Here is a 20,680-nt window from a genome sequence, read left to right as displayed (position 1 = left end):
TTTAAGGAGAAATAATGCCAATCTATCAGTTTAATTCAATTTACAAAAATGATGAAACAGAGTCTACAGGTCTTCTTTTCATCAAGGTCTACAACAAATGGGAAAGCAACTTAAAAAGAGTTTTAAAGTCAGTTGGTCTTACTTTGCCCCAATTTATAGTTTTGACTTCGCTCTTATTTCTGACTAATAGAGAGGAATATGTAACACAAGTTGATATTGCTCGTTTCACAGGTATGGATGTCATGACGGTTTCTCAGATTGTCCGGTTACTAGAGAAGAAAGACTACATTAGACGCGATCAACATCCAAAGGATAGTCGGGCAAAACTGGTCTCAGTGACGAAGTCTGGCGCGGAGAAGGTCAATCAAGCTTTACCCTTAGTAGAAGGGATTGATGAAAAATTTTTTGAAAAACTTTCTAACGATAGAGAAAGTTTTAATCGCATGTTAGCAGTGTTGGAGGATAAAAATGCCTAGATATTGGGTCGGAGTTGTTTCAAAGAACCATGTTTTAAGAGGAGTTGAGGGAAATTTTTGTCAGGTCTGTCATGGAAAGGGCGGTCCCTTAAATCGTATGAAAAAAGGTGACTACCTTTTATACTATAGTCCAAAATACGATATGAATGGTCAAGATAAGTTACAGGCTTTTGTGGCCGTAGGTAAAATTATAGATGACAAAGCCTATCAAGTAGAGCAATTTGAAGGATTCTTTCCCTTTAGACGAAATGTCGAGTATTATCAACCCGTCAAAGATTGCTCCATAGAAATAGCCAGACAGCATCCTGAATGGAGAGACTATACTTCTCGACTTCGTTATGGACATTTTGAAGTTTCCAAAGACTTTTTTCTCCATATTTTTCAACATATGAAAGTGGAAGATGATGCTTGATTGATTTGTTAGTTAAATGATTGTCAACTAGAATTTTGGATTTGGACTGTGAAGCGAACTTTGCTATAATAGAGTAAGAAACTTTGATAAACCAAACGAGGCTGAGATGAAATTACTTTATACTGATATTCGGACTTCTTTGACTGAAATTTTAACGAGAGAGGCAGAAGAGCTAGTTGCTGTGGGCAAGCGGGTCTTCTACATCGCCCCCAACTCTCTTTCTTTTGAAAAGGAACGCGCCGTGCTGGAATGCTTGTCCCAGCAGGCTTCTTTTGCGATTACCGTCACGCGTTTTGCTCAGATGGCTCGTTACCTGGTTTTAAATGATTTGCCTGTCAAGACCAGTCTTGATGACATCGGTCTTGGGATGGCTTTTTATAAATGCCTTGCTGAACTTGATCCCAAAGAGTTACGAGTTTATGGAGCTATTAAACAAGACCCTCAATTTATCCAGCAGTTGATTGAACTTTATCACGAGATGACGACTGCTCAGATGAGCTTTTTGGACTTGGAAAGTCTGACAGATGAGGATAAGCGAGCAGATTTACTCTTGATTTTTGAGAAAGTAACGGCCTATCTCAATCAAAGCCAGTTGGCTCAGGGAAGTCAGTTGTCCCATTTGATTGAGTCTATTGAGAATGACAAGGTAAGTAGTGATTTTAGTCGGCTGGCTTTGGTTATCGACGGTTTTACCCGTTTTTCCGCCGAGGAGGAGCATGTGGTGGATCTTCTCCAGCGTAAAGGTGTTGAGATTGTCATTGGTGCTTATGCAAGTAAGAAGTCCTATACCAGTCCTTTCGCTGAAGGCAATCTCTACCAAGCTAGCGTAGAATTTCTCCATCATTTAGGTGCTAAATACCAAACGCCTGCTCAAGACCGCTCTCAGACTCATGAGTACATGGATAGTTTTGACAAGGCCTCTCGTTTGCTGGAGTCTTCTTATGACTTTTCAGAACTCACTTTGGATGTTGATGAGAAGGACCGTGAAAATTTGCAAATCTGGTCTTGCTTGACGCAAAAAGAGGAGTTGGAGCTGGTGGCTCACGCTATTCGTCAGAAATTACATGACCATCCAGAACTGAGTTACAAGCATTTCCGAATTCTGCTGGGGGATGTGGCTTCTTATCAGTTGTCCTTAAAGACCATTTTTGACCAGTACCAGATTCCATTCTATCTTGGTAGAAGCGAATCTATGGCTCATCATCCCTTAACCCAGTATGTCGAATCTATTTTGCGTTTGAAACGCTACCGTTTTCGTCAGGAAGATTTGATTAATCTCCTCAGAACTGGTTTGTATACTGACCTTAGTCAGGCTGATATTGATGCTTTTGAGCAATATCTCCGCTATCTTGGCATCAATGGCTTGCCAGCTTTTCAGCAGACCTTCACCAAATCCCACCATGGAAAATTTGATTTGAAACGCTTGAATGTTATTCGTCTGCGAATTTTGGCGCCACTTGAAACCTTATTTGCCAGTCGGAAACAGAAGGCTGAAAATCTCTTGCAAAAGTGGAGTACATTTCTAAAAAATGCTGCCTTAAGCAAGCAGATGCAAGACTTGACAGCTACTATGGAGGCTTATGAACAGGAAAGACAAGCCGAAGTTTGGAAAGCCTTCTGTCATGTTTTAGAACAATTTGCGACCGTTTTTGCTGGTTCACAAGTTAGTCTAGAGGATTTCCTATCCTTGCTCCACTCAGGGATGAGTTTATCTCAGTATCGCACTATTCCAGCTACAGTGGACACTGTTCTGGTGCAGAGTTACGATTTGATTGCACCACTGACTGCTAACTTTGTCTATGCCATTGGACTGACTCAGGATCATTTACCAAAAATCGCGCAAAACACCAGTCTGTTGACAGACGAAGAAAGAAAAAGCCTAAACTATGCGACTGAAGAGGGAGCGCAATTACTGATTGCAAGTAGTGAAAACCTTAAGAAAAATCGCTACACCATGCTTTCCTTAGTTAATGCTGCCCGTAAACAGTTGGTGTTGTCAGCACCAAGTCTTCTCAATGAAAATGAGAGTAAGGAATCGGCCTATCTTCAGGGACTGGTGAGTTTTGGCTTTAATCGGACAGAGAAGAAGATTCATCACAAAGGTCTGTCTAAGGAGGATATGGGTTCATATCACAGTCTCTTGTCTAGCTTAGTTGCTTACCATCAGCAAGCTGCTTCTAGTGAAAATGAGCAAGATTTGACCTTTGTCAAGGTTCTAGCGCGTGTGATGGGGAAAAAACTTGATCAAAAAGGTCTTACAAATCCAGCCCTCCCAACTAGTCCAAGCAGCAAACCATTAGAAAAAGATACCTTGCAGGCTCTCTATCCAGCTGACAAAGAATTTTACCTGTCTACCTCTGGTTTGACGGAGTTTTACCGCAATGAATACAGTTATTTCCTCCGTTATGTCTTAGGTTTGCAGGAAGAATTGCGCCTGCGCCCAGATGCTCGCAGTCACGGGAATTTCTTACATCGTATTTTTGAACGTGCCTTGAAACTCCCTGCTGAAAATCCGTTTGATCAACGTCTGGAGCAAGCTATTAAGGAAACCAGCCAAGAACGCGAATTTGAAGCTATTTATCAGGAAAGTTTGGAAGCCCAGTTTACCAAGGAAGTTCTTCTTGATGTCGCGCGAACTACGGGCCATATTCTCCGCCATAATCCAGCCATCGAAACCATCCAAGAGGAGGCAACATTTGGCGGCAAAGACCAAACCTTTATTCAATTGGATAATGGTCGGAGTGTCCATGTGCGAGGCAAGGTTGACCGTATTGACCGTTTGAAAGCTGATGGAGCGTTAGGAGTGGTAGACTACAAGTCTAGCTTGACCCAGTTCCAGTTTCCTCATTTCTTTAATGGGCTCAATTCCCAACTGCCAACCTATCTTGCTGCCCTAAAAAGAGAAGGGGAGCAGAACTTTTTCGGCGCTATGTACTTGGAAATGGCTGAACCTGTCCAATCTCTTATAGCTGTTAAAAGTCTGGCTGGAGCAGTAGTAGAGGCTAGCAAATCAATGAAATACCAGGGACTCTTTTTAGAAAAAGAAAGTAGTCATTTGGGAGAATTTTACAACAAAAACAAGGCCAATCAGCTGACAGATGAGGAATTCCAGCTCTTATTGGACTACAATGCCCATCTTTACAAGAAGGCAGCTGAGAAGATTTTAGAAGGCCAGTTCGCTATCAATCCCTATACCGAAAATGGCAGAAGCATTGCCCCGTACGTTCAGCAGCATCAAGCTATCACAGGTTTTGAAGCCAATTACCACTTGGGACAAGCCCGTTTCCTTGAGAAATTAGACTTATCTGATGGCAAGCGTCTGGTAGGAGAAAAACTTAAGCAAGCTTGGTTTGAAAAAATGAGAGAGGAGTTGAATCGATGAAGCCCATTTCCTTTTTAACTGAGGAAGAAATTCAAAAACTGCAAGAAGCAGAAGCGAATTCGAGCAAGGAACAAAAGAAAACTGCCGAGCAAATCGAAGCCATTTATGCGGCAGGGCAAAATATCCTTGTTTCAGCGTCTGCTGGTTCAGGGAAGACCTTTGTCATGGCAGAGCGAATTCTTGACCAGTTAGCGCGTGGCGTGGAAATCAGCCAACTCTTTATCTCGACCTTTACCGTCAAGGCTGCTACAGAACTCAAAGAACGTTTGGAGAAAAAAATCAGCCAACAAATCCAAGAAACCGATGATGTCGATCTCAAACAACACTTGGGACGTCAATTGGCAGATCTACCAAACGCTGCCATCGGAACCATGGACTCCTTCACGCAAAAATTCCTTGGCAAGCATGGTTATCTGATTGATATTGCACCGAACTTCCGTATTTTGCAAGATGAAAGTGAACAGTTACTCTTAAAGAACGAAGTTTTTCATCAGGTTTTTGAAGAGCATTACCAAAGTGAAAATAAAGAGAAATTTAGCCGTTTGGTGAAGAACTTTGCTGGGCGTGGCAAGGATGAACGTGGTCTGCGCCAGCAAGTCTACAAAATCTATGATTTTCTTCAATCCACCAGTAGCCCCCAAAAATGGCTGAACGAGTCTTTTCTCAAAGGGTTTGAAACAGCTGACTTTGCAAATGAAAAAGACAAACTAACTGAGCAAATCAAGCAAGCGCTTTGGGACTTGGAAAGTTTCTTCCGTTATCATCTGGATAATGATGCCAAGGAGTTTCCCAAAGCTGTCTATTTAGAAGCTGTGCAACAGGTTCTGGATGAAATTGGCTCCTTAAATCAAGAGTCCGATAGTCAGGCTTATCAAGCAGTGCTTGCGCGTGTTGTTGCCATCTCGAAGGAGAAAAATGGTCGAGCTCTAGCTAACTCCAGTCGTAAGGCCGATTTGAAACCACTAGCTGATGCCTATAACGATGAGAGAAAGGCTCAGTTTGCTAAACTAGGACAACTGGCGGACCAGATAACAATTCTCGATTATCAAGAACATTATCATAAAGACACCTGGGAGCTAGCTAAAACTTTCCAAACCTTCATGAGTGATTTTGTGGAGGCTTATCGAGAACGTAAACGCCAGGAAAATGCCTTTGAATTCGCTGATATCAGTCATTTCACCATTGAGATTTTAGAGAATTTCCCACAAGTCCGCGAGGCTTATCAGGAACGATTCCACGAAGTCATGGTCGATGAGTATCAGGATACAAACCACATTCAGGAACGGATGCTGGAATTGCTGTCGAATGGTCACAATCGCTTTATGGTGGGGGATATCAAGCAGTCTATCTACCGTTTCCGTCAGGCAGATCCACAGATTTTTAATGAAAAATTTCAACGTTATGCGCAAAATCCTCAAGAAGGCAAGCTAATCCTCCTCAAGGAAAATTTCCGTAGTAGTTCAGAAGTGCTGTCAGCAACCAACGATGTATTTGAGCGTCTCATGGACCAAGAGGTCGGCGAAATCAACTATGACAGCATGCACCAGCTTGTTTTTGCCAACGCCAAACTAACTCCCAATCCTGAGAATAAGGCAGAATTTCTCCTATACGATAAGGACGACAGTAGACAAGAGGAGGAAGAGAGCCGAGCAGAAACGAAATTAACTGGGGAAATGCGCCTGGTCATCAAGGAAATCTTGAAGCTTCATCAGGAAAAAGGTGTAGCCTTTAAGGAAATTGCCCTTTTGACTTCCAGCCGCAGTCGAAATGACCAGATTCTACTTGCCCTGTCTGAGTATGGGATTCCTGTCAAAACTGACGGTGAGCAAAACAATTATCTCCAATCCTTAGAAGTACAAGTCATGCTAGACACTCTTCGTGTCATTCACAATCCCCTGCAAGACTATGCCTTGGTTGCCCTGATGAAGTCTCCTATGTTTGGTTTTGATGAGGACGAGTTAGCACGTTTGTCTCTTCAGAAGGCAGAAGATAAAGTCCAAGAAAATCTCTATGAGAAACTGGTCAATGCTCAAAAACAAGAAGCTAGCCAGAAAGAGTTAATTCATACAGCTCTAGCTGAAAAACTAAATCAGTTCATGGATATTTTGGATTCTTGGCGCCTGTATGCTAAAACCCACTCTCTCTATGACTTGATTTGGAAGATTTACAACGACCGTTTTTATTATGACTATGTTGGGGCTTTGCCAAATGGTCCAGCCAGACAGACCAATCTCTACGCCCTAGCTCTTCGAGCTGACCAGTTTGAAAAGAGTAATTTCAAGGGCTTGTCGCGTTTTATACGTATGATTGATCAGGTTTTGGAAGCTCAGCATGACCTCGCAAGCGTAGCCGTCGCGCCGCCTAAAGATGCCGTAGAACTCATGACCATTCACAAGAGCAAAGGGCTGGAGTTCCCTTACGTCTTTATCCTCAATATGGATCAGGACTTCAACAAGCAAGATTCGATGTCAGACGTCATTCTCAGTCGTCAAAATGGGCTTGGTGTCAAATACATTGCCAAGGTAGAGACAGGAGCAGTGGAAACACACTATCCTAAAACCATCAAACTCTCCATTCCTAGCCTAACTTATACGCAGAATGAAGAAGAATTGAAACTGGCTAGCTATTCAGAGCAGATGCGTCTGCTGTATGTTGCCATGACGAGGGCTGAGAAAAAGCTCTATCTTGTTGGCAAGGGTTCTCGTGAAAAGCTGGAAGCAAAGGAATACCCGGCAGCTGAGAGCGGAAAATTAGGTAGCAATACCAGACTGCAAGCAAGAAATTTCCAAGATTGGATCTGGGCTATCAGTAAAGTATTTGCCAAGGACAATCTCAACTTTAGCTATCGCTTTGTTGGTGAAGACCAGTTGACTAGAGAAGCTATCGGAGAATTGGAAAACAAGAGCCCTCTCCAAGATAGCTCTCAAGCAGACAACCGCCAGTCAGAAACCATCAAAGAAGCTTTGGAAATGCTGAAAGAGGTGGAAGTTTATAATAGTCTTCACCGTGCAGTCATTGAGCTTCCTAGTGTTCAAACCCCAAGCCAAATCAAGAAATTCTACGAACCCGTTATGGATATGGAAGGGGTAGAAATTACTAACCAAACTCAATCAACTGAGAAGCAAATCAGCTTTGATTTACCAGATTTTTCAACCAAAGAAAAGGTAACTGGAGCTGAGATTGGTAGTTCCACTCACGAACTCATGCAGAGAATTGACCTCAGTCAGCAACCAACACTTGCTAGTCTGGCAGAAACTCTCAAACAAGTTCAAACCAGTCCAGCTGTTAGGGAAAAGATCAATCTTTCTAAAATCCTAGCTTTCTTTGACACACCACTTGGTCAGGAGATTCTCGCCAATACAGACCATCTCTATCGCGAGCAACCTTTTTCCATGCTAAAAAAAGATCAAAAGAGTCAGGAAGATTTCGTTGTCCGTGGGATTTTGGACGGCTATCTGCTTTATGAGGATCGTATCGTTCTTTTCGACTATAAGACAGACCGTTACGATCAACCAAGTCAACTTATAGACCGCTATCGTGGTCAGTTAGCCTTATACGGAGAAGCCTTATCACGAGCCTATTCGATTGAAAATATTGAAAAATACTTGATCTTACTCGGCAAAGACGAGGTTCAAGTTGTAAAAGTATAATTTATACTCTTCGAAAATCTCTTCAAACCACGTCAGCTTCACCTTGCCGTACTCAAGTACAGCCTACGGCTAGCTTCCTAGTTTGCTATTTGATTTTCATTGAGTATTAGAAAGGAGACCTCATGACACTTCCAGTTAGAAAATCTCTGCACGATGCGGTTTTACAGGCTTCAAAAGCCGATACTTGGGATCAAGCTACCAAGGAATGGAATGAAGTTTCCTTGATTTTTAATGGCATTGGCCGTAGTAATTGTGTCTGTGGGAATGCCATAAAATACGCTTACGAACTCTTTAACGGAGTTACAGGCCAACGTCTCTTTCCTATCGGCAGTGACTGTGTCCGTCATTTTCATCGATTATCCCTTGACCAGCAACTGGAAGAGGAAGAAAAACTACTCAGAAAAGTTGAAAACCTAACCAGAAAGGCTCAGAAAAAGGAAAAAATCAAGGTTAATAAAAGCGATTTTGACGAACGACTTCTAAAATGGTTTTGGGAGAAAGGTGTTTTCAAAGCCAATCGTGGCAATCAATTCGCGCCTGAGAGAGACTATCAGCTCTTCCTAGAAGTCTTTCAAGGCGGAAGTTGGACCAAGGCAGAACCAAAGAAGAAGGCTCGTATGGAAGAAGTACTTGAAAAGTGTATCAAACCTTTTCTACTTGGTAAGACCGATGACCAACTCTACCTTGTCAAACTAGGCAAGGAGAAGATTGACTACGAGCAGCATTTACGGATTCAAGCAGAGAAAGAACGCAAGAAAAGAGATAAAATCGCCAAGCAATACGCTGACAATCTCATTCTTGCTATGGGTCCCGCAGAACGAGCTTATCAAGATTACTTTGGCTTTACAGAAACCCTAACCCTAGAAGAACGAAAATGGGAGAAAATCCTCTTTGGTAAGAATAGAGACGAACGGGCTATCAAGGCTAAACAAAACCAGAAAGAGCTGGAAAAGGAACAGCGAATTGCAAATCAAGATCCGATTGAACGAAAGCAGAAGCAGACTTGGCTTCTTAATTCCTATTTTCGTGATTTACCTGATGAAAAAGCTAGATTTTCTCGACTCTTACTAGAGTATCGAAAAACTGGAGAAGTTCCCTTTTCAACCGAGTATCTGTCAGTTCATCTCATCGACTTTTTCTACAAGATGAAGGCCTTTGAGTTTGAAATTACTCCAGAACAAATCCGCGATTTTCTAAAAGAATGCCTTCAGGCAGAACATCTATCATCTGCACAAGAAAGCTGGATTAGAGGGATTTTGACAAACTGCCTTCACCCGTTCTTAGATAGATTACTCATATAGAAAAAATCCTACCTTGTCTATGCATGGTAGGATTTAGGTATCTCCAAAGATATACTGGTAAAGTTGGACGACTTTCTGAAAACATTGTGTGTCCATTCTTGTTATTTTTTGAGCATTACGCATCCGAAAATCAAAGGTATACAGTTGAAATGGATTGACGGCACCATCTACCTTATCCGACGAGACAGGAACGAGCAGGCCTTTTTCTGCTAAATGTTTTTGACCATGGGTAATGGGACAGACAGCCACAAAACCAGTTTGCAAAGCATATTCTCTCCTAGAAACAACCAAGGCAGGTCGCCGTTTCTGAATCTCCCGACCAACTGATGGATCAAAGTCAAGCCAAATGATATCTTGCTTTTCTGGAATATAATCAGATTTCGCTATCAAGTAACCTTACCTCTTCAAAATCATTTGTCATTCTCAAATCAGTAATCCCATCAAAAGGATCTTTTAGTTTTGGAGCTAAGACAATGACACCGTCAATCCCTTTGTAGACAACCATTTCTTGCCCTTCTGTCATCCCCAAATTTTTAGGAATGGTCACAGTGAGCGAATTTCCCACCTTCCGAGTCTTTACTGTATTCATCACTCTACCTCCACGAAACTGTATATACAAAGTATATACCAAACGGCAAATAAAGTCAAGTAAACATTTAATTACATAAATTAAGTTATGTGATATAGTGTGATTTTATTTTAGTCAAAGCCTGTGCAAAAGCACCTAATTTATGATAGAATAGATGGTGAGAAAGAAAACGTTTTATTACGTTTTTTTAGTCGGAAGGGGAAAATATTATGGCTACTATTCAATGGTTTCCGGGCCACATGTCTAAGGCTCGGCGACAAGTTCAGGAGAATCTAAAATTTGTTGATTTTGTGACGATTTTGGTGGACGCTCGCCTACCTTTATCTAGTCAAAATCCTATGTTAACCAAGATTGTGGGTGATAAACCAAAGCTCTTGATTTTAAATAAGGCAGACCTAGCTGATCCATCAATGACTAAAGAATGGCGTCAGTATTTTGAATCACAGGGAATCCAAACTCTGGCTATCAACTCCAAAGAGCAAGTGACTGTAAAAGTTGTGACAGATGCCGCTAAAAAGCTCATGGCTGATAAGATTGCACGTCAGAAAGAACGCGGTATCAAGATTGAAACCTTGCGGACCATGATTATCGGAATTCCAAATGCCGGCAAGTCAACTCTCATGAACCGTTTGGCTGGGAAAAAGATTGCAGTTGTCGGCAATAAACCAGGTGTTACCAAGGGGCAACAGTGGCTCAAAACCAATAAAGATCTTGAAATTCTAGACACACCAGGGATTCTCTGGCCTAAGTTCGAAGATGAAACTGTCGCTCTCAAACTAGCCCTAACAGGAGCCATTAAAGACCAGTTGCTTCCTATGGACGAAGTAACCATTTTTGGTCTCAATTATTTCAAAGAACATTATCCTGATAAGCTAGCTGAACGTTTTAAACAAATGAAAATTGAAGAAGAAGCTCCTGTTATCATCATGGATATGACGCGCGCCCTCGGTTTCCGTGACGACTACGACCGTTTTTACAGTCTTTTCGTGAAGGAAGTTCGTGATGGAAAACTCGGTAACTACACCTTAGATACATTGGACGATATCGATGACGACGATTAAAGAAATTAAAGAACTTCTTGCTCGGGTTAATGACTTAGACACCCCCCTTTTTCTTGAACTGGAAAAAGATAGCCGAACAGGAGTTCAAAGAGAAATCAGCAAGCGTAAAAAATCCATTCAGGCTGAACGCGAGGAAAATCTTCGTCTAGAAAACATGCTTTCCTATGAAAAGGAACTTTATAAGCAAGGATTGACCTTAATAGCAGGTGTTGATGAGGTCGGCCGTGGTCCTCTTGCTGGTCCTGTAGTCGCTGCAGCCGTTATTTTACCTAAAAATTGTAAGATTAAAGGTCTCAACGATAGCAAGAAAATTCCTAAAAAGAAACATCTTGAAATTTTCCAAGCCGTTCAAAACCAAGCCCTGTCAATCGGAATTGGTATCATGGATAATCAAGTCATTGACCAAGTCAATATCTATGAAGCGACCAAACTGGCCATGAAAGAAGCAATCTCTCAACTCAGCCCCCAACCTGAGCACCTCTTGATTGATGCTATGCAGCTTGATTTACCAATTTCACAAACAGCAATTATCAAGGGGGACGCCAACTCCCTCTCTATCGCAGCCGCATCTATAGTGGCCAAGGTGACACGGGATAATATTATGAAGGACTATGATGACCAATATCCTGGATATGATTTCGCTGCCAATGCTGGATATGGAACTGCTAAACACTTAGAAGGTCTCGAAAAACTAGGAGTTACTCCCATTCATCGAACCAGTTTTGAACCGATAAAATCACTGGTTGCAGCAAATAAAGAAAGTTAAGTTGGAGGAAATGATTATGGAGGAACAGTCAGAAATACTTAGCTCCAAGAAAGAATTTGCCTTTGCCTCAAGCACCATATTATCCCAAGTTGGCCGAGGAATCATTGTTGGCCTCGTCGTCGGGCTAATCGTCGGATCTTTTCGTTTCTTAATCGAAAAGGGCTTCCACCTGATACAAGGACTCTATCAAGATCAAGCGCACCTAGTGCGCAATCTTTTTATCATTGGCCTATTTTATTTAATAGTTTGCTGGCTCAGTGCGAAATTAACTCGGTCAGAAAAAGATATCAAGGGTTCAGGGATTCCTCAAGTCGAAGCCGAACTAAAGGGACTGCTGACTCTTAACTGGTGGAGTGTCCTCTGGAAAAAATATATTCTAGGGATTCTTGCTATTGCCAGTGGCCTTATGTTAGGACGAGAAGGGCCAAGCATTCAACTTGGAGCTGTTGGTGGTAAAGGCATCGCCAAGTGGCTCAAATCCAGTCCAGTAGAGGAACGTTCCCTGATTGCCAGTGGAGCTGCTGCAGGTTTAGCCGCTGCCTTTAATGCACCAATCGCAGGTCTCCTCTTTGTTGTAGAGGAAGTCTATCACCATTTTTCACGTTTTTTCTGGGTCTCAACTCTAGCAGCCAGCATCGTAGCAAACTTTGTCTCACTACTCATATTTGGACTAACACCTGTGCTGGATATGCCAGACAATATTCCTCTCATGACCCTAGACCAGTATTGGATATACCTCCTTATGGGAGTTTTTCTCGGGCTTTCTGGTTTTCTCTATGAGAAAGCTGTACTCAATGTTGGTCGAATTTATGACTGGATTGGTCAAAAAATCCATTTGGATAGAGCTTATTATCCAATCCTAGCCTTTATCCTAATCATACCAGTTGGGATTTTCTTGCCACAAATCCTTGGTGGTGGGAATCAGGTCGTTCTTTCTTTGACTGAGCAAGATTTTAGTTTTCAGGTTTTATTAGCTTACTTTTTGATTCGATTTGTTTGGAGCATGATTAGCTATGGAAGTGGCCTCCCAGGAGGAATTTTCCTTCCCATTCTGGCGCTTGGTTCCTTACTGGGTGCCCTAGTTGGTGTCATTTGTGTCAATCTTGGGCTTGTCAGTCAAGAGCAATTCCCTATATTTGTCATTTTAGGAATGAGTGGCTACTTTGGGGCAATTTCCAAGGCTCCCTTAACTGCTATGATACTCGTAACCGAGATGGTTGGAGATATTCGCAACCTCATGCCACTTGGCTTAGTGACCTTGGTAGCTTACATCGTCATGGATCTACTCAAGGGTGCTCCAGTCTATGAGGCCATGCTGGAAAAAATGCTGCCAGAAGAAGCAACAGACGAAGGAGAAGTTACCCTAATTGAAATCCCTGTATCAGATAAAATCGCTGGAAAACAGGTTCACGAACTCAACTTGCCACATAACGTACTCATCACCACCCAAGTCCATAATGGCAAGAGCCAAACAGTTAACGGCTCAACTAGAATGTATCTGGGTGATATGATTCACCTAGTGATTCCAAAAAGTGAAATTGGAAAAGTCAAAGATTTGTTGCTGTAAGTTTTGTTTACATAATTTATTTTACGTGAAATATTTTCGAAAGGATTCTCTATGAAAAGAAATAAGGCAATTGCGGTATATTTGCTAGGCACATTTAGCCAAATAGCATCAGTTTGTCTCCTTTTCTTTCTCTTGAATCATTTTTCTATTCATTCCAATCTATTAACTATTTTAGGAATCATTCTAGGTGGGATTTCTTCAGCGCTTTGGGGAATAATTGTTGCAAATCACTATTTTCATATTCATTTTAAAAAGATTGTAAAAGATTTTTTTAACATTCATACCAGTTATAAACACTATTTATTATCTTTTTCCCTAATTATCCTTGATTTTTCTTTTCTAATGTTTGGTGGGAAAATGATAGAATTTAGCTGGTATCTCCCATTTTTGATATTCTTCAAATTTATTGTCTTTGGTGGTATAGAAGAGATTGGATGGCGATATGTCTTTCAACCAATTTTACAAGAGAAGTTGCCATATTTTTACTCAACAATCCTAACCTTTTTCAGCTGGGCACTTTGGCATCTGTTGTTCTTTTACATAGATGGTTCCCTAGCAACACTGCAAACTCTCCCGTTTTTATTTGGATTGCTGACGAATTCTTTCATACTTTCAGCTCTTTATATCAAAACAAAAAATCTCTGGATTTGCGTTATGACACATTCAATCATTAACGTTTTGTCTCAGCTAACCATAGACACTAATCGATACGAAACCTACCTACTTAAAATCTTTGTCATCTTGGTATCCTGCTATATGGTAGTACATAAAAAAGATGAGAATAGTCGGTAACTGATTTTGTTGGAAACAGTATTATTCTTTATTATTCTTTGCAAAAGTTATTTGCTAAGGATGACATACATCATAATTCCAAACGCGAGGTGGCTATTCGTAAAAACATTCTTTCAACAAAAGACAGCAAAGGAATAATGGCAATTGAAATATTTTAGAGAAATCAAAACACAAGCATGACTTATTGTTTTTTTACTGGATTACATACACACAAAAGACCTGATTCTTATGATTGCGGAACCAGGTCTTTGTTTTAAAACTAAAGGTTTATGTACAATTGACTTAACGCGAGCTAAACTATTGATACAACTAAATTAGAAGCATAAAGTACATTCTTTAAGGAGTGTACTTTATTTTTATTTTGTACATTATTTTGAAGTGTTATTTTGTATATTTTCTAGTTCATAACATCATCTGATTTAAGGAATTGATTTGTACATTTTTACTCTAATAGATGCAGAAGAAGTAGTGGTTCAATTGTACATTTTTTGCTACTCATTTAAGGTCTTATTGATAGTAAGATATAGATTTTTACTCGTGGTGCTAGTTAATCTCAAAGTATGTCAGATTATAAGTCAGTACAATTTGCTCCATTCTCAACTGCAATCCTGTTAAGCCTCTAGCTAGTGTTTGTTCGACATCAAAAAAAGCACAAAGTTCTGAAAATCGAGTTTCAATAGTCCGTCTCATAGCCATTAGTTTCCAATGATTATGTTGTTTAGCTCTTGCCATATTTTGACGTAAAGGCGTTCAAAGATGGTAACCTTATGGTTACGGACTGGTTGACAAAGTGATAAGGGGAAACTATCTATGATGACAATGTTATTGGGAGAAATTTGAGTATTTATGGCTTGCCGAATAATTTGGACTAACCAAATCAACTGCCTTGACCGTCGATTAAACCGACTTCTTTCAAGGAGACACCCACAAGGATTCTTGTTTAGAAGCACCGAATCAATCAAGAAGGATCACCCAGAAGTTCCAGCATTTGAAGAATATGACGAGCTACTTGAAGCAATCAAAAAATCCCTATAAAGGGATTTTTTTATACCTATAATACCTTGTGCAAAATAGTCGTATATATCAAAATCAGAGTCACGTTACCTACTATTAGACCAAAAGTTGCAAGCAAGGTCTTTGCTGTACCCGGTTTAAAATCTGCACTAATCAAATATGGCCAAAAGCATACCATTGGGAGAATGGCTATTAACACGCATACATAGGTAGGAAAGCTTGTCCAAAGAAAGCGTGTCGTCTCTAACCAGTGACCCCATGAAGGTATCACTATTTTGCTTATAGTGAAAAGTATGCATATAAGGTGGACCACTAGAAGATAAATAGCATACTTTGTCTTACTTAGTACTTTTTTCTTTTTCATTTTGCCTAATTATCCCTGCAAACTCCCCACTGCACGCCATAATGACCCAAATATTCATCTCTTGGCTCGCTTGGAGTCAGCCATATTTTTTCCCAAATACTTTCGTGAACTCGTTTTCGTCAAGCTTCTTTAGCAAATCTATACCATCTATATTATATGAAATTCCATATTTTTTGGCAACAGCTGTGCACTCAGAATCGAAGCAAACCTGCGTAACTACACAGTCCTTCAGCTCCGTACTCTTCCTCTTATCTCCGTAAACACCTATACATCCGAGAACTACATTCTTCTTTACAAGAAGATAGGTAGATCGCGTAACTGCTGAGTCATATGACTTAAAGCCGTTTGGTACGCTAACCCCAGCTCCTTGGTATTTAGTATAGCTTCCCGATGTCAAAAGCTCATCATAATCGGAGTAGTCCTGTTTACCATTTGATACATATATATCATTCCCCTTATCCATCAAATCCGACACCTTCGTCTCAGATAACTTTATCTCCGTATTACTAATCATCAAAGCTGGTGCCTTGTCAGGTAAACCTATCAGTATGTATGCGAACATCAAAAATACAAATACCATAAGTACTGCAACAATGTATATCCATGATTTTCCCGTTCTCTTACGCGCATTGAAGTAGGCCATAATCGATGGCGTTACAATCGCAGAACCAATTGGAGCTGCACCGTGTCTAAACTTGCTCATTATAAATAAAGCAACCGCAAGACTGATTAGGATCATTGAGATATAAAAGATGTTCTCTTTCAAACTCAGCTTGCCGGTTCTGGTTTGCTCATTCGCAGGCGCATCGTACATAGGTACACCATTCACATCGTTTCTCTTCAAATATGAGCGCAAGCCAAGAACTATGCCTATGAATAATAGTGCTAAGAAAACCAGCAACCCAATAAAAACTAATCTTTCCATCTAAAACCTTTTCTTTGAATAAGTTCTTATCTTTCAAATACATCCATAGTATAACACAAATTTAAATTGTTTTCTATGAAGCAATTATTCATAATGTATACAAGCTTTTCAGATTTTTTCTTTACACCATACAGGTATAGGTCTTCTGAATGTATAAATTGGAAATGCCCTTGTTGCCATGTCAGTTTTTATTGCAGTCCTATTGAAATGATTTCAAGAACCGACTTAGAAAATAGTAATTTTGAAACATGTCCTAACAACTGTGATTGGGATACACTTGTTTTTAACAATGATATACTCTATAATTTCCCCAAAATTACAGGAAGAATGGAGCGATAAAAATGGATTACCTGTTCATTTAGCACTAAGTCACATTGAAACAAAAAAATATTGGTGGAAGTGTTCGGTTTGTCAAGGTGAATACCTTTGTTCAATTCCAATAAGAAAAGAAGTAAGAGATAGCTGTCCATATTGTAATGATGAACAACCATTAAAGGGATATAATACAATATCTGACATTCATCCTGAACTAACTAGTTATTGGAGCAACAAGAATATCCAAAAAATTGATGAAATAACTCTATCAGAAGCTAAAAATAAAAAATATATATGGTTGTGCGACTGTTGTAATTTAGAATTTAATGAAAAACTGAGTATTGTTCTAGATAAATTTTCGAATATTAACAATAGAGAACTCAAGAAAATTTGCCCTTACTGTAATAAAAAAATACCTAAACCTGAAGAATCATTGGGTTACAAAAAATCATTTTTAAAATCAGAATGGCTAGAAAATATTAATGGGGACATTTATAATGTTTTCGCTAATTCAAACGATATAATTGAATGGATATGTAGAAAATGCCACAGAAACTATAAGGCAAAAATTTCTAATAGAGCTGAAGACGATAAATGTTGCCCTTATTGTTCCAATAGAAAATTAATAGAAGGAATTAATGATCTTGCAACAACTCACCCTCACTTAATAAAAGAATGGTCAAGCTTAAATGACAAACAATTAAATTGTTTAACCAACAAATCAAGCTATAAAGCATGGTGGAAATGTAATGTATGTTCAGAAACATACCAGCAGGTAATTAAAGATAAGTTAACTAGTAAAAAATCTTGTCCATACTGTAGAAAAATAAAAGTATTAAAAGGTTTTAACGATCTTGCGACTACACATCCATTGGTGATTAAGGAATGGTCAGCTTTAAATGATAGGGAATCATGCTCAGTTATATGTAATTCAAATTATAGAGCATGGTGGAAATGTTCCTTATGTAAAGGAGAATATCAACAAACTGTTAAGAAAAAGATTCTAATGAAAGAATCTTGTTGTCCATATTGTCAAAATAATGAGGTGTTAAAAGGATTTAACGACCTAGAAACGACTCATAAACATTTAATGAACGAATGGGACTATCTTAATAATATTCTTTTAGCAGACCCGACTGCAATCAATGAGAAATATCAACAAACTGTATGGTGGATATGTAAAGAAAACTCAAATCATCGATACAAACTAAAAATTAATGAAAAAATTAAGTATGAGAAGCGCTCATTAATAAGCTGCTCAATTTGCAAAGGTTTAAGAAGAAAACAGGAGCATTTCGTTAGATTAAAGATGTAATAAATTATTAAAATCAAACAAGCTAAAAACACTCTAAAGATCATTAAATTGATATTGGAGTGTTTTTTATTGTCAAAATGTACATTTGAAAAATTTTTAGTTTTCACTTAAATAAAGTACATTTTATAGAAGGTGGATAGCTTTAAAAATTTCCAGTGTTCATTTAAATAAAGTACATAATTGAGTGTAATTGGCTTAAAAAAAATTTTTGGTTACTGACAATATTTTTTTCACTTAAAAAAGCTCCCATAGCATCTTTCCGAAAAACTATAATTTTCTTGAAAAATATATTGGTCTATGCTATACTACTAGTAGACTTAATTATGGAGAAAATACATGAAACGTGAGATTTTACTGGAACGAATCGACAAACTAAAACAAATCATGCCCTGGTATGTTTTGGAATACTACCAATCTAAGCTTGCTGTTCCCTACAGTTTTACAACCTTGTACGAATACCTCAAGGAATACGATCGTTTTTTCAGCTGGGTTTTGGAGTCTGGCATTTCAAACGTTGATACAATGGCCGATATCCCTTTATCTGTCTTAGAACATATGACAAAAAAAGACATGGAATCCTTTATCCTATATCTACGAGAACGACCTTTGCTGAATGCTAATACAACCAAACAAGGTGTTTCACAGACAACTATCAATCGGACCTTATCAGCTCTTTCCAGTCTTTACAAGTATCTAACTGAGGAAGTTGAAAACGACCAAGGGGAGCCTTATTTCTATCGTAATGTAATGAAGAAAGTTTCAACTAAGAAAAAGAAAGAAACCCTTGCTGCCAGAGCTGAAAACATCAAGCAAAAGCTCTTTCTAGGTGATGAAACAGAAGGTTTTCTGACTTATATCGACCAAGAGTACCCACAACAGCTCTCAAATCGCGCGCTCTCGTCATTCAATAAAAATAAGGAACGTGATTTGGCCATTATCGCTCTTCTCCTAGCATCTGGTGTCCGTTTATCTGAAGCTGTTAATCTAGATCTAAGAGACCTTAATCTCAAAATGATGGTTATTGATGTTACTCGAAAAGGTGGTAAACGTGACTCGGTCAATGTCGCGGCCTTTGCCAAGCCTTACCTAGAGAATTATCTCGCCATTCGAAATCAACGATATAAGACTGAAAAGACGGATACAGCACTCTTTCTGACACTCTACCGAGGTGTTCCGAACCGTATTGATGCTTCCAGCGTTGAAAAAATGGTCGCCAAGTACTCTGAGGACTTCAAAGTGCGTGTAACTCCCCATAAACTACGCCATACTCTGGCGACTAGGCTCTATGATGCGACTAAATCGCAAGTTTTGGTCAGCCATCAGCTAGGACACGCTAGTACACAAGTCACTGACCTCTATACCCATATCGTCAATGATGAACAAAAGAATGCCTTAGACAGTTTATAGGTGTTACATATTATAAATTATGTAAATAAACTATCGCTAAAAAACGAAAGACCAATTCCTTTATCTTTCGTTTTTTATTTATTTAAACTCAATCCAGTAGTTACGGTGAGGCTCTATAATTACTGGTTTACCCCAAAAGGCTTGCAGATAGGCTAGATTTGCTGGGCTTACTGGTCTTTTTGCATCATTATATTGCTCAGCGCTCTCTTTAGTTAGAAAGCATTTTACTGCTTCATAAGAAGTTCCATCAGCTGATTCTCTTTCGATTCCCATATACGAAATTTCGTCACCTTTTTTAAGACTGTCAGTCAACAGTTTACCAATAAAATACACTGTCTTATCCTTCATCAGTTCATAAGCTTTACCATTTTCCAGTCGGTTATTTGCTGCAGCGTACATAATACAAAAACTATCAACAATGTCTTTCAAAGGCATTAAGTCCTCTTTCTTTACTTTGATTTCATCGGGAAGAAGACCGCCAATTATAAGATTTTGGAAATAGGCTTGCTGGATTACATTATCTAAAGCCATTCCTAAAGGTATTTGAACAGCTTGGTATCCTAAAGGCTGCAGCTCTTTATTTTTCTTATCATAATGTTCTTGTGTGATACTTATATTTAAACTTTCTGTTTGGGAAATTTCTTCATTTCTATAAAAAGCAACAACATTGCGGTCTAACTGTTCAAATAGATTAAGACTTTCTACTGGAATTTCTAACATTAATGAATAACTCCTTTTCATTTTTCCTCTCTATTATACTCTAATCAGCTTGATTATCAAGTCTAAATCATAACCACCCGTCTAACGGGTGGTTTGCACCAGGGCTATAAGCCCAAATTACCAGCCAGCGCCTAAAGACGCTGGCTTTCACGTTGTTCAAGCCTCATTGCTCTTGACTCTTCACAAACCTCTCAAAGAGGTGTTCGCATTACTTACCACTATCCCTAAAGGGATCCTCATATTCTTTTACACTTAATTTATCTAATGCTATATCATGTTTTTCCTGTTCTTGGATATATTTCCTAATTGTGGCTTCATTAAGTCCCACTGTACTCACATAATAACCTTCTGCCCAGAAATGCCGATTCCCAAACTTATACTTGAGATTAGCGTGTTTGTCAAACATCATGAATGCACTTTTACCTTTTAAATACCCCATGAAACTTGAAACACTTATCCTCGGTGGAATACTGACTAACATATGTACATGATCAGGCATTAAGTGACCTTCGATGATCTCAACACCTTTATAACTACATAATCGGTGGAATATTTCTCCCAAACTACTTCGATATTGATTATAAATGACTTTTCGTCTATACTTAGGGCTGAACACAATGTGAT

Annotated in this window: 16 protein-coding genes and 1 pseudogene; 11 read left to right on the top strand and 6 right to left on the bottom strand. The window is 39.3% G+C overall.

All coding sequences use genetic code 11. The features are described from left to right. Positions 1-14 precede the first annotated feature (14 nt). The 5 genes from HMPREF9965_RS05405 (at position 15) to HMPREF9965_RS05385 (ending at position 9,221) form a co-directional block, all read left to right on the top strand. Complete coding sequence (locus tag HMPREF9965_RS05405; protein WP_001123436.1) at positions 15-476, top strand: MarR family winged helix-turn-helix transcriptional regulator; 462 nt, start codon at positions 15-17, stop codon at positions 474-476. Further along, positions 469-888, top strand: a complete 420-nt coding sequence (locus HMPREF9965_RS05400) for an EVE domain-containing protein (protein WP_001138494.1) — start codon at positions 469-471, stop codon at positions 886-888. Before HMPREF9965_RS05405 ends, HMPREF9965_RS05400 begins: the two co-directional genes overlap by 8 nt. A gap of 106 nt (positions 889-994) precedes the next feature. Further along, positions 995-4,270 (top strand): ATP-dependent nuclease subunit B, encoded by a 3,276-nt coding sequence (gene rexB, locus HMPREF9965_RS05395; protein ID WP_000772390.1) that lies wholly within the window; start codon positions 995-997, stop codon positions 4,268-4,270. Further along, complete coding sequence (addA, locus tag HMPREF9965_RS05390) at positions 4,267-7,920, top strand: helicase-exonuclease AddAB subunit AddA (RefSeq protein ID WP_000802718.1); 3,654 nt, start codon at positions 4,267-4,269, stop codon at positions 7,918-7,920. The genes rexB and addA overlap by 4 nt, the downstream gene beginning before the upstream one ends. Positions 7,921-8,042: 122 nt before the next feature. Then, positions 8,043-9,221: a hypothetical protein gene (locus HMPREF9965_RS05385; protein WP_000174750.1), complete on the top strand. Its 1,179-nt coding sequence runs from the start codon at positions 8,043-8,045 to the stop codon at positions 9,219-9,221. A gap of 33 nt (positions 9,222-9,254) precedes the next feature. Here HMPREF9965_RS05385 and HMPREF9965_RS0102260 read toward each other — a convergent pair whose 3' ends face one another. Continuing rightward, positions 9,255-9,611, bottom strand: coding sequence for a type II toxin-antitoxin system PemK/MazF family toxin (locus tag HMPREF9965_RS0102260; protein WP_000560796.1), 357 nt, complete (start codon positions 9,609-9,611; stop codon positions 9,255-9,257). Beyond that, on the bottom strand, positions 9,595-9,810 hold the full coding sequence (gene mazE, locus HMPREF9965_RS05380) for a type II toxin-antitoxin system PemI/MazE family antitoxin (RefSeq protein ID WP_001098940.1): 216 nt from the start codon (positions 9,808-9,810) through the stop codon (positions 9,595-9,597). The genes HMPREF9965_RS0102260 and mazE overlap by 17 nt, the downstream gene beginning before the upstream one ends. Positions 9,811-10,019: 209 nt before the next feature. Here mazE and ylqF point away from each other — a divergent pair, with 209 nt between their 5' ends. From ylqF to HMPREF9965_RS05360, 4 genes are read left to right on the top strand one after another with little or no spacing between them, the layout of a single operon-like run. Then, entirely contained in the window at positions 10,020-10,871 is an 852-nt protein-coding gene (ylqF, locus tag HMPREF9965_RS05375) for a ribosome biogenesis GTPase YlqF (RefSeq protein WP_000201327.1), read from the top strand. Further along, entirely contained in the window at positions 10,858-11,637 is a 780-nt protein-coding gene (locus tag HMPREF9965_RS05370) for a ribonuclease HII (protein ID WP_000207515.1), read from the top strand. The genes ylqF and HMPREF9965_RS05370 overlap by 14 nt, the downstream gene beginning before the upstream one ends. 16 nt (positions 11,638-11,653) lie before the next feature. Next, a complete protein-coding gene (locus tag HMPREF9965_RS05365) occupies positions 11,654-13,204 on the top strand; it encodes a ClC family H(+)/Cl(-) exchange transporter (protein WP_000392530.1) in 1,551 nt (516 codons plus the stop codon). Between the two features lie 51 nt (positions 13,205-13,255). Continuing rightward, on the top strand, positions 13,256-13,996 hold the full coding sequence (locus HMPREF9965_RS05360; protein ID WP_000827853.1) for a CPBP family intramembrane glutamic endopeptidase: 741 nt from the start codon (positions 13,256-13,258) through the stop codon (positions 13,994-13,996). Positions 13,997-14,539: 543 nt separating this feature from the next. On the opposite strand, the pseudogene HMPREF9965_RS12720 reads toward HMPREF9965_RS05360, so the two are convergent. Continuing rightward, positions 14,540-14,928 (bottom strand): annotated as a pseudogene (locus tag HMPREF9965_RS12720) (IS982 family transposase); the annotation flags it as partial. Positions 14,929-15,450: 522 nt separating this feature from the next. Beyond that, complete coding sequence (locus HMPREF9965_RS05355) at positions 15,451-16,299, bottom strand: hypothetical protein (RefSeq protein WP_004243307.1); 849 nt, start codon at positions 16,297-16,299, stop codon at positions 15,451-15,453. 277 nt (positions 16,300-16,576) lie between these two features. On the opposite strand from HMPREF9965_RS05355, the gene HMPREF9965_RS12635 reads away from it, so the two are divergent. Beyond that, entirely contained in the window at positions 16,577-17,929 is a 1,353-nt protein-coding gene (locus tag HMPREF9965_RS12635; protein ID WP_255264842.1) for a zinc-ribbon domain-containing protein, read from the top strand. 336 nt (positions 17,930-18,265) lie between these two features. Beyond that, complete coding sequence (gene xerS, locus HMPREF9965_RS05340) at positions 18,266-19,336, top strand: tyrosine recombinase XerS (RefSeq protein ID WP_000817873.1); 1,071 nt, start codon at positions 18,266-18,268, stop codon at positions 19,334-19,336. A 78-nt stretch (positions 19,337-19,414) separates the two neighbouring features. Here the strand turns inward: xerS and HMPREF9965_RS05335 are convergent, their stop codons facing one another. Both HMPREF9965_RS05335 and tnpA read right to left on the bottom strand, forming a co-directional pair. Continuing rightward, entirely contained in the window at positions 19,415-20,056 is a 642-nt protein-coding gene (locus HMPREF9965_RS05335) for a hypothetical protein (RefSeq protein ID WP_000890073.1), read from the bottom strand. Positions 20,057-20,264: 208 nt separating this feature from the next. Then, positions 20,265-20,680 (bottom strand): IS200/IS605 family transposase (gene tnpA / locus HMPREF9965_RS05330; protein WP_000496645.1); only part of this gene is annotated, 416 nt, incomplete at its 5' end.

It is taken from the genome of Streptococcus mitis bv. 2 str. SK95, from assembly GCF_000222705.1.
GTDB lineage: Bacteria > Bacillota > Bacilli > Lactobacillales > Streptococcaceae > Streptococcus > Streptococcus mitis_AY.
The sequence above is the reverse complement of the archived record's forward strand: the minus strand, read 5'-3'. Positions and strand labels throughout refer to the sequence as shown.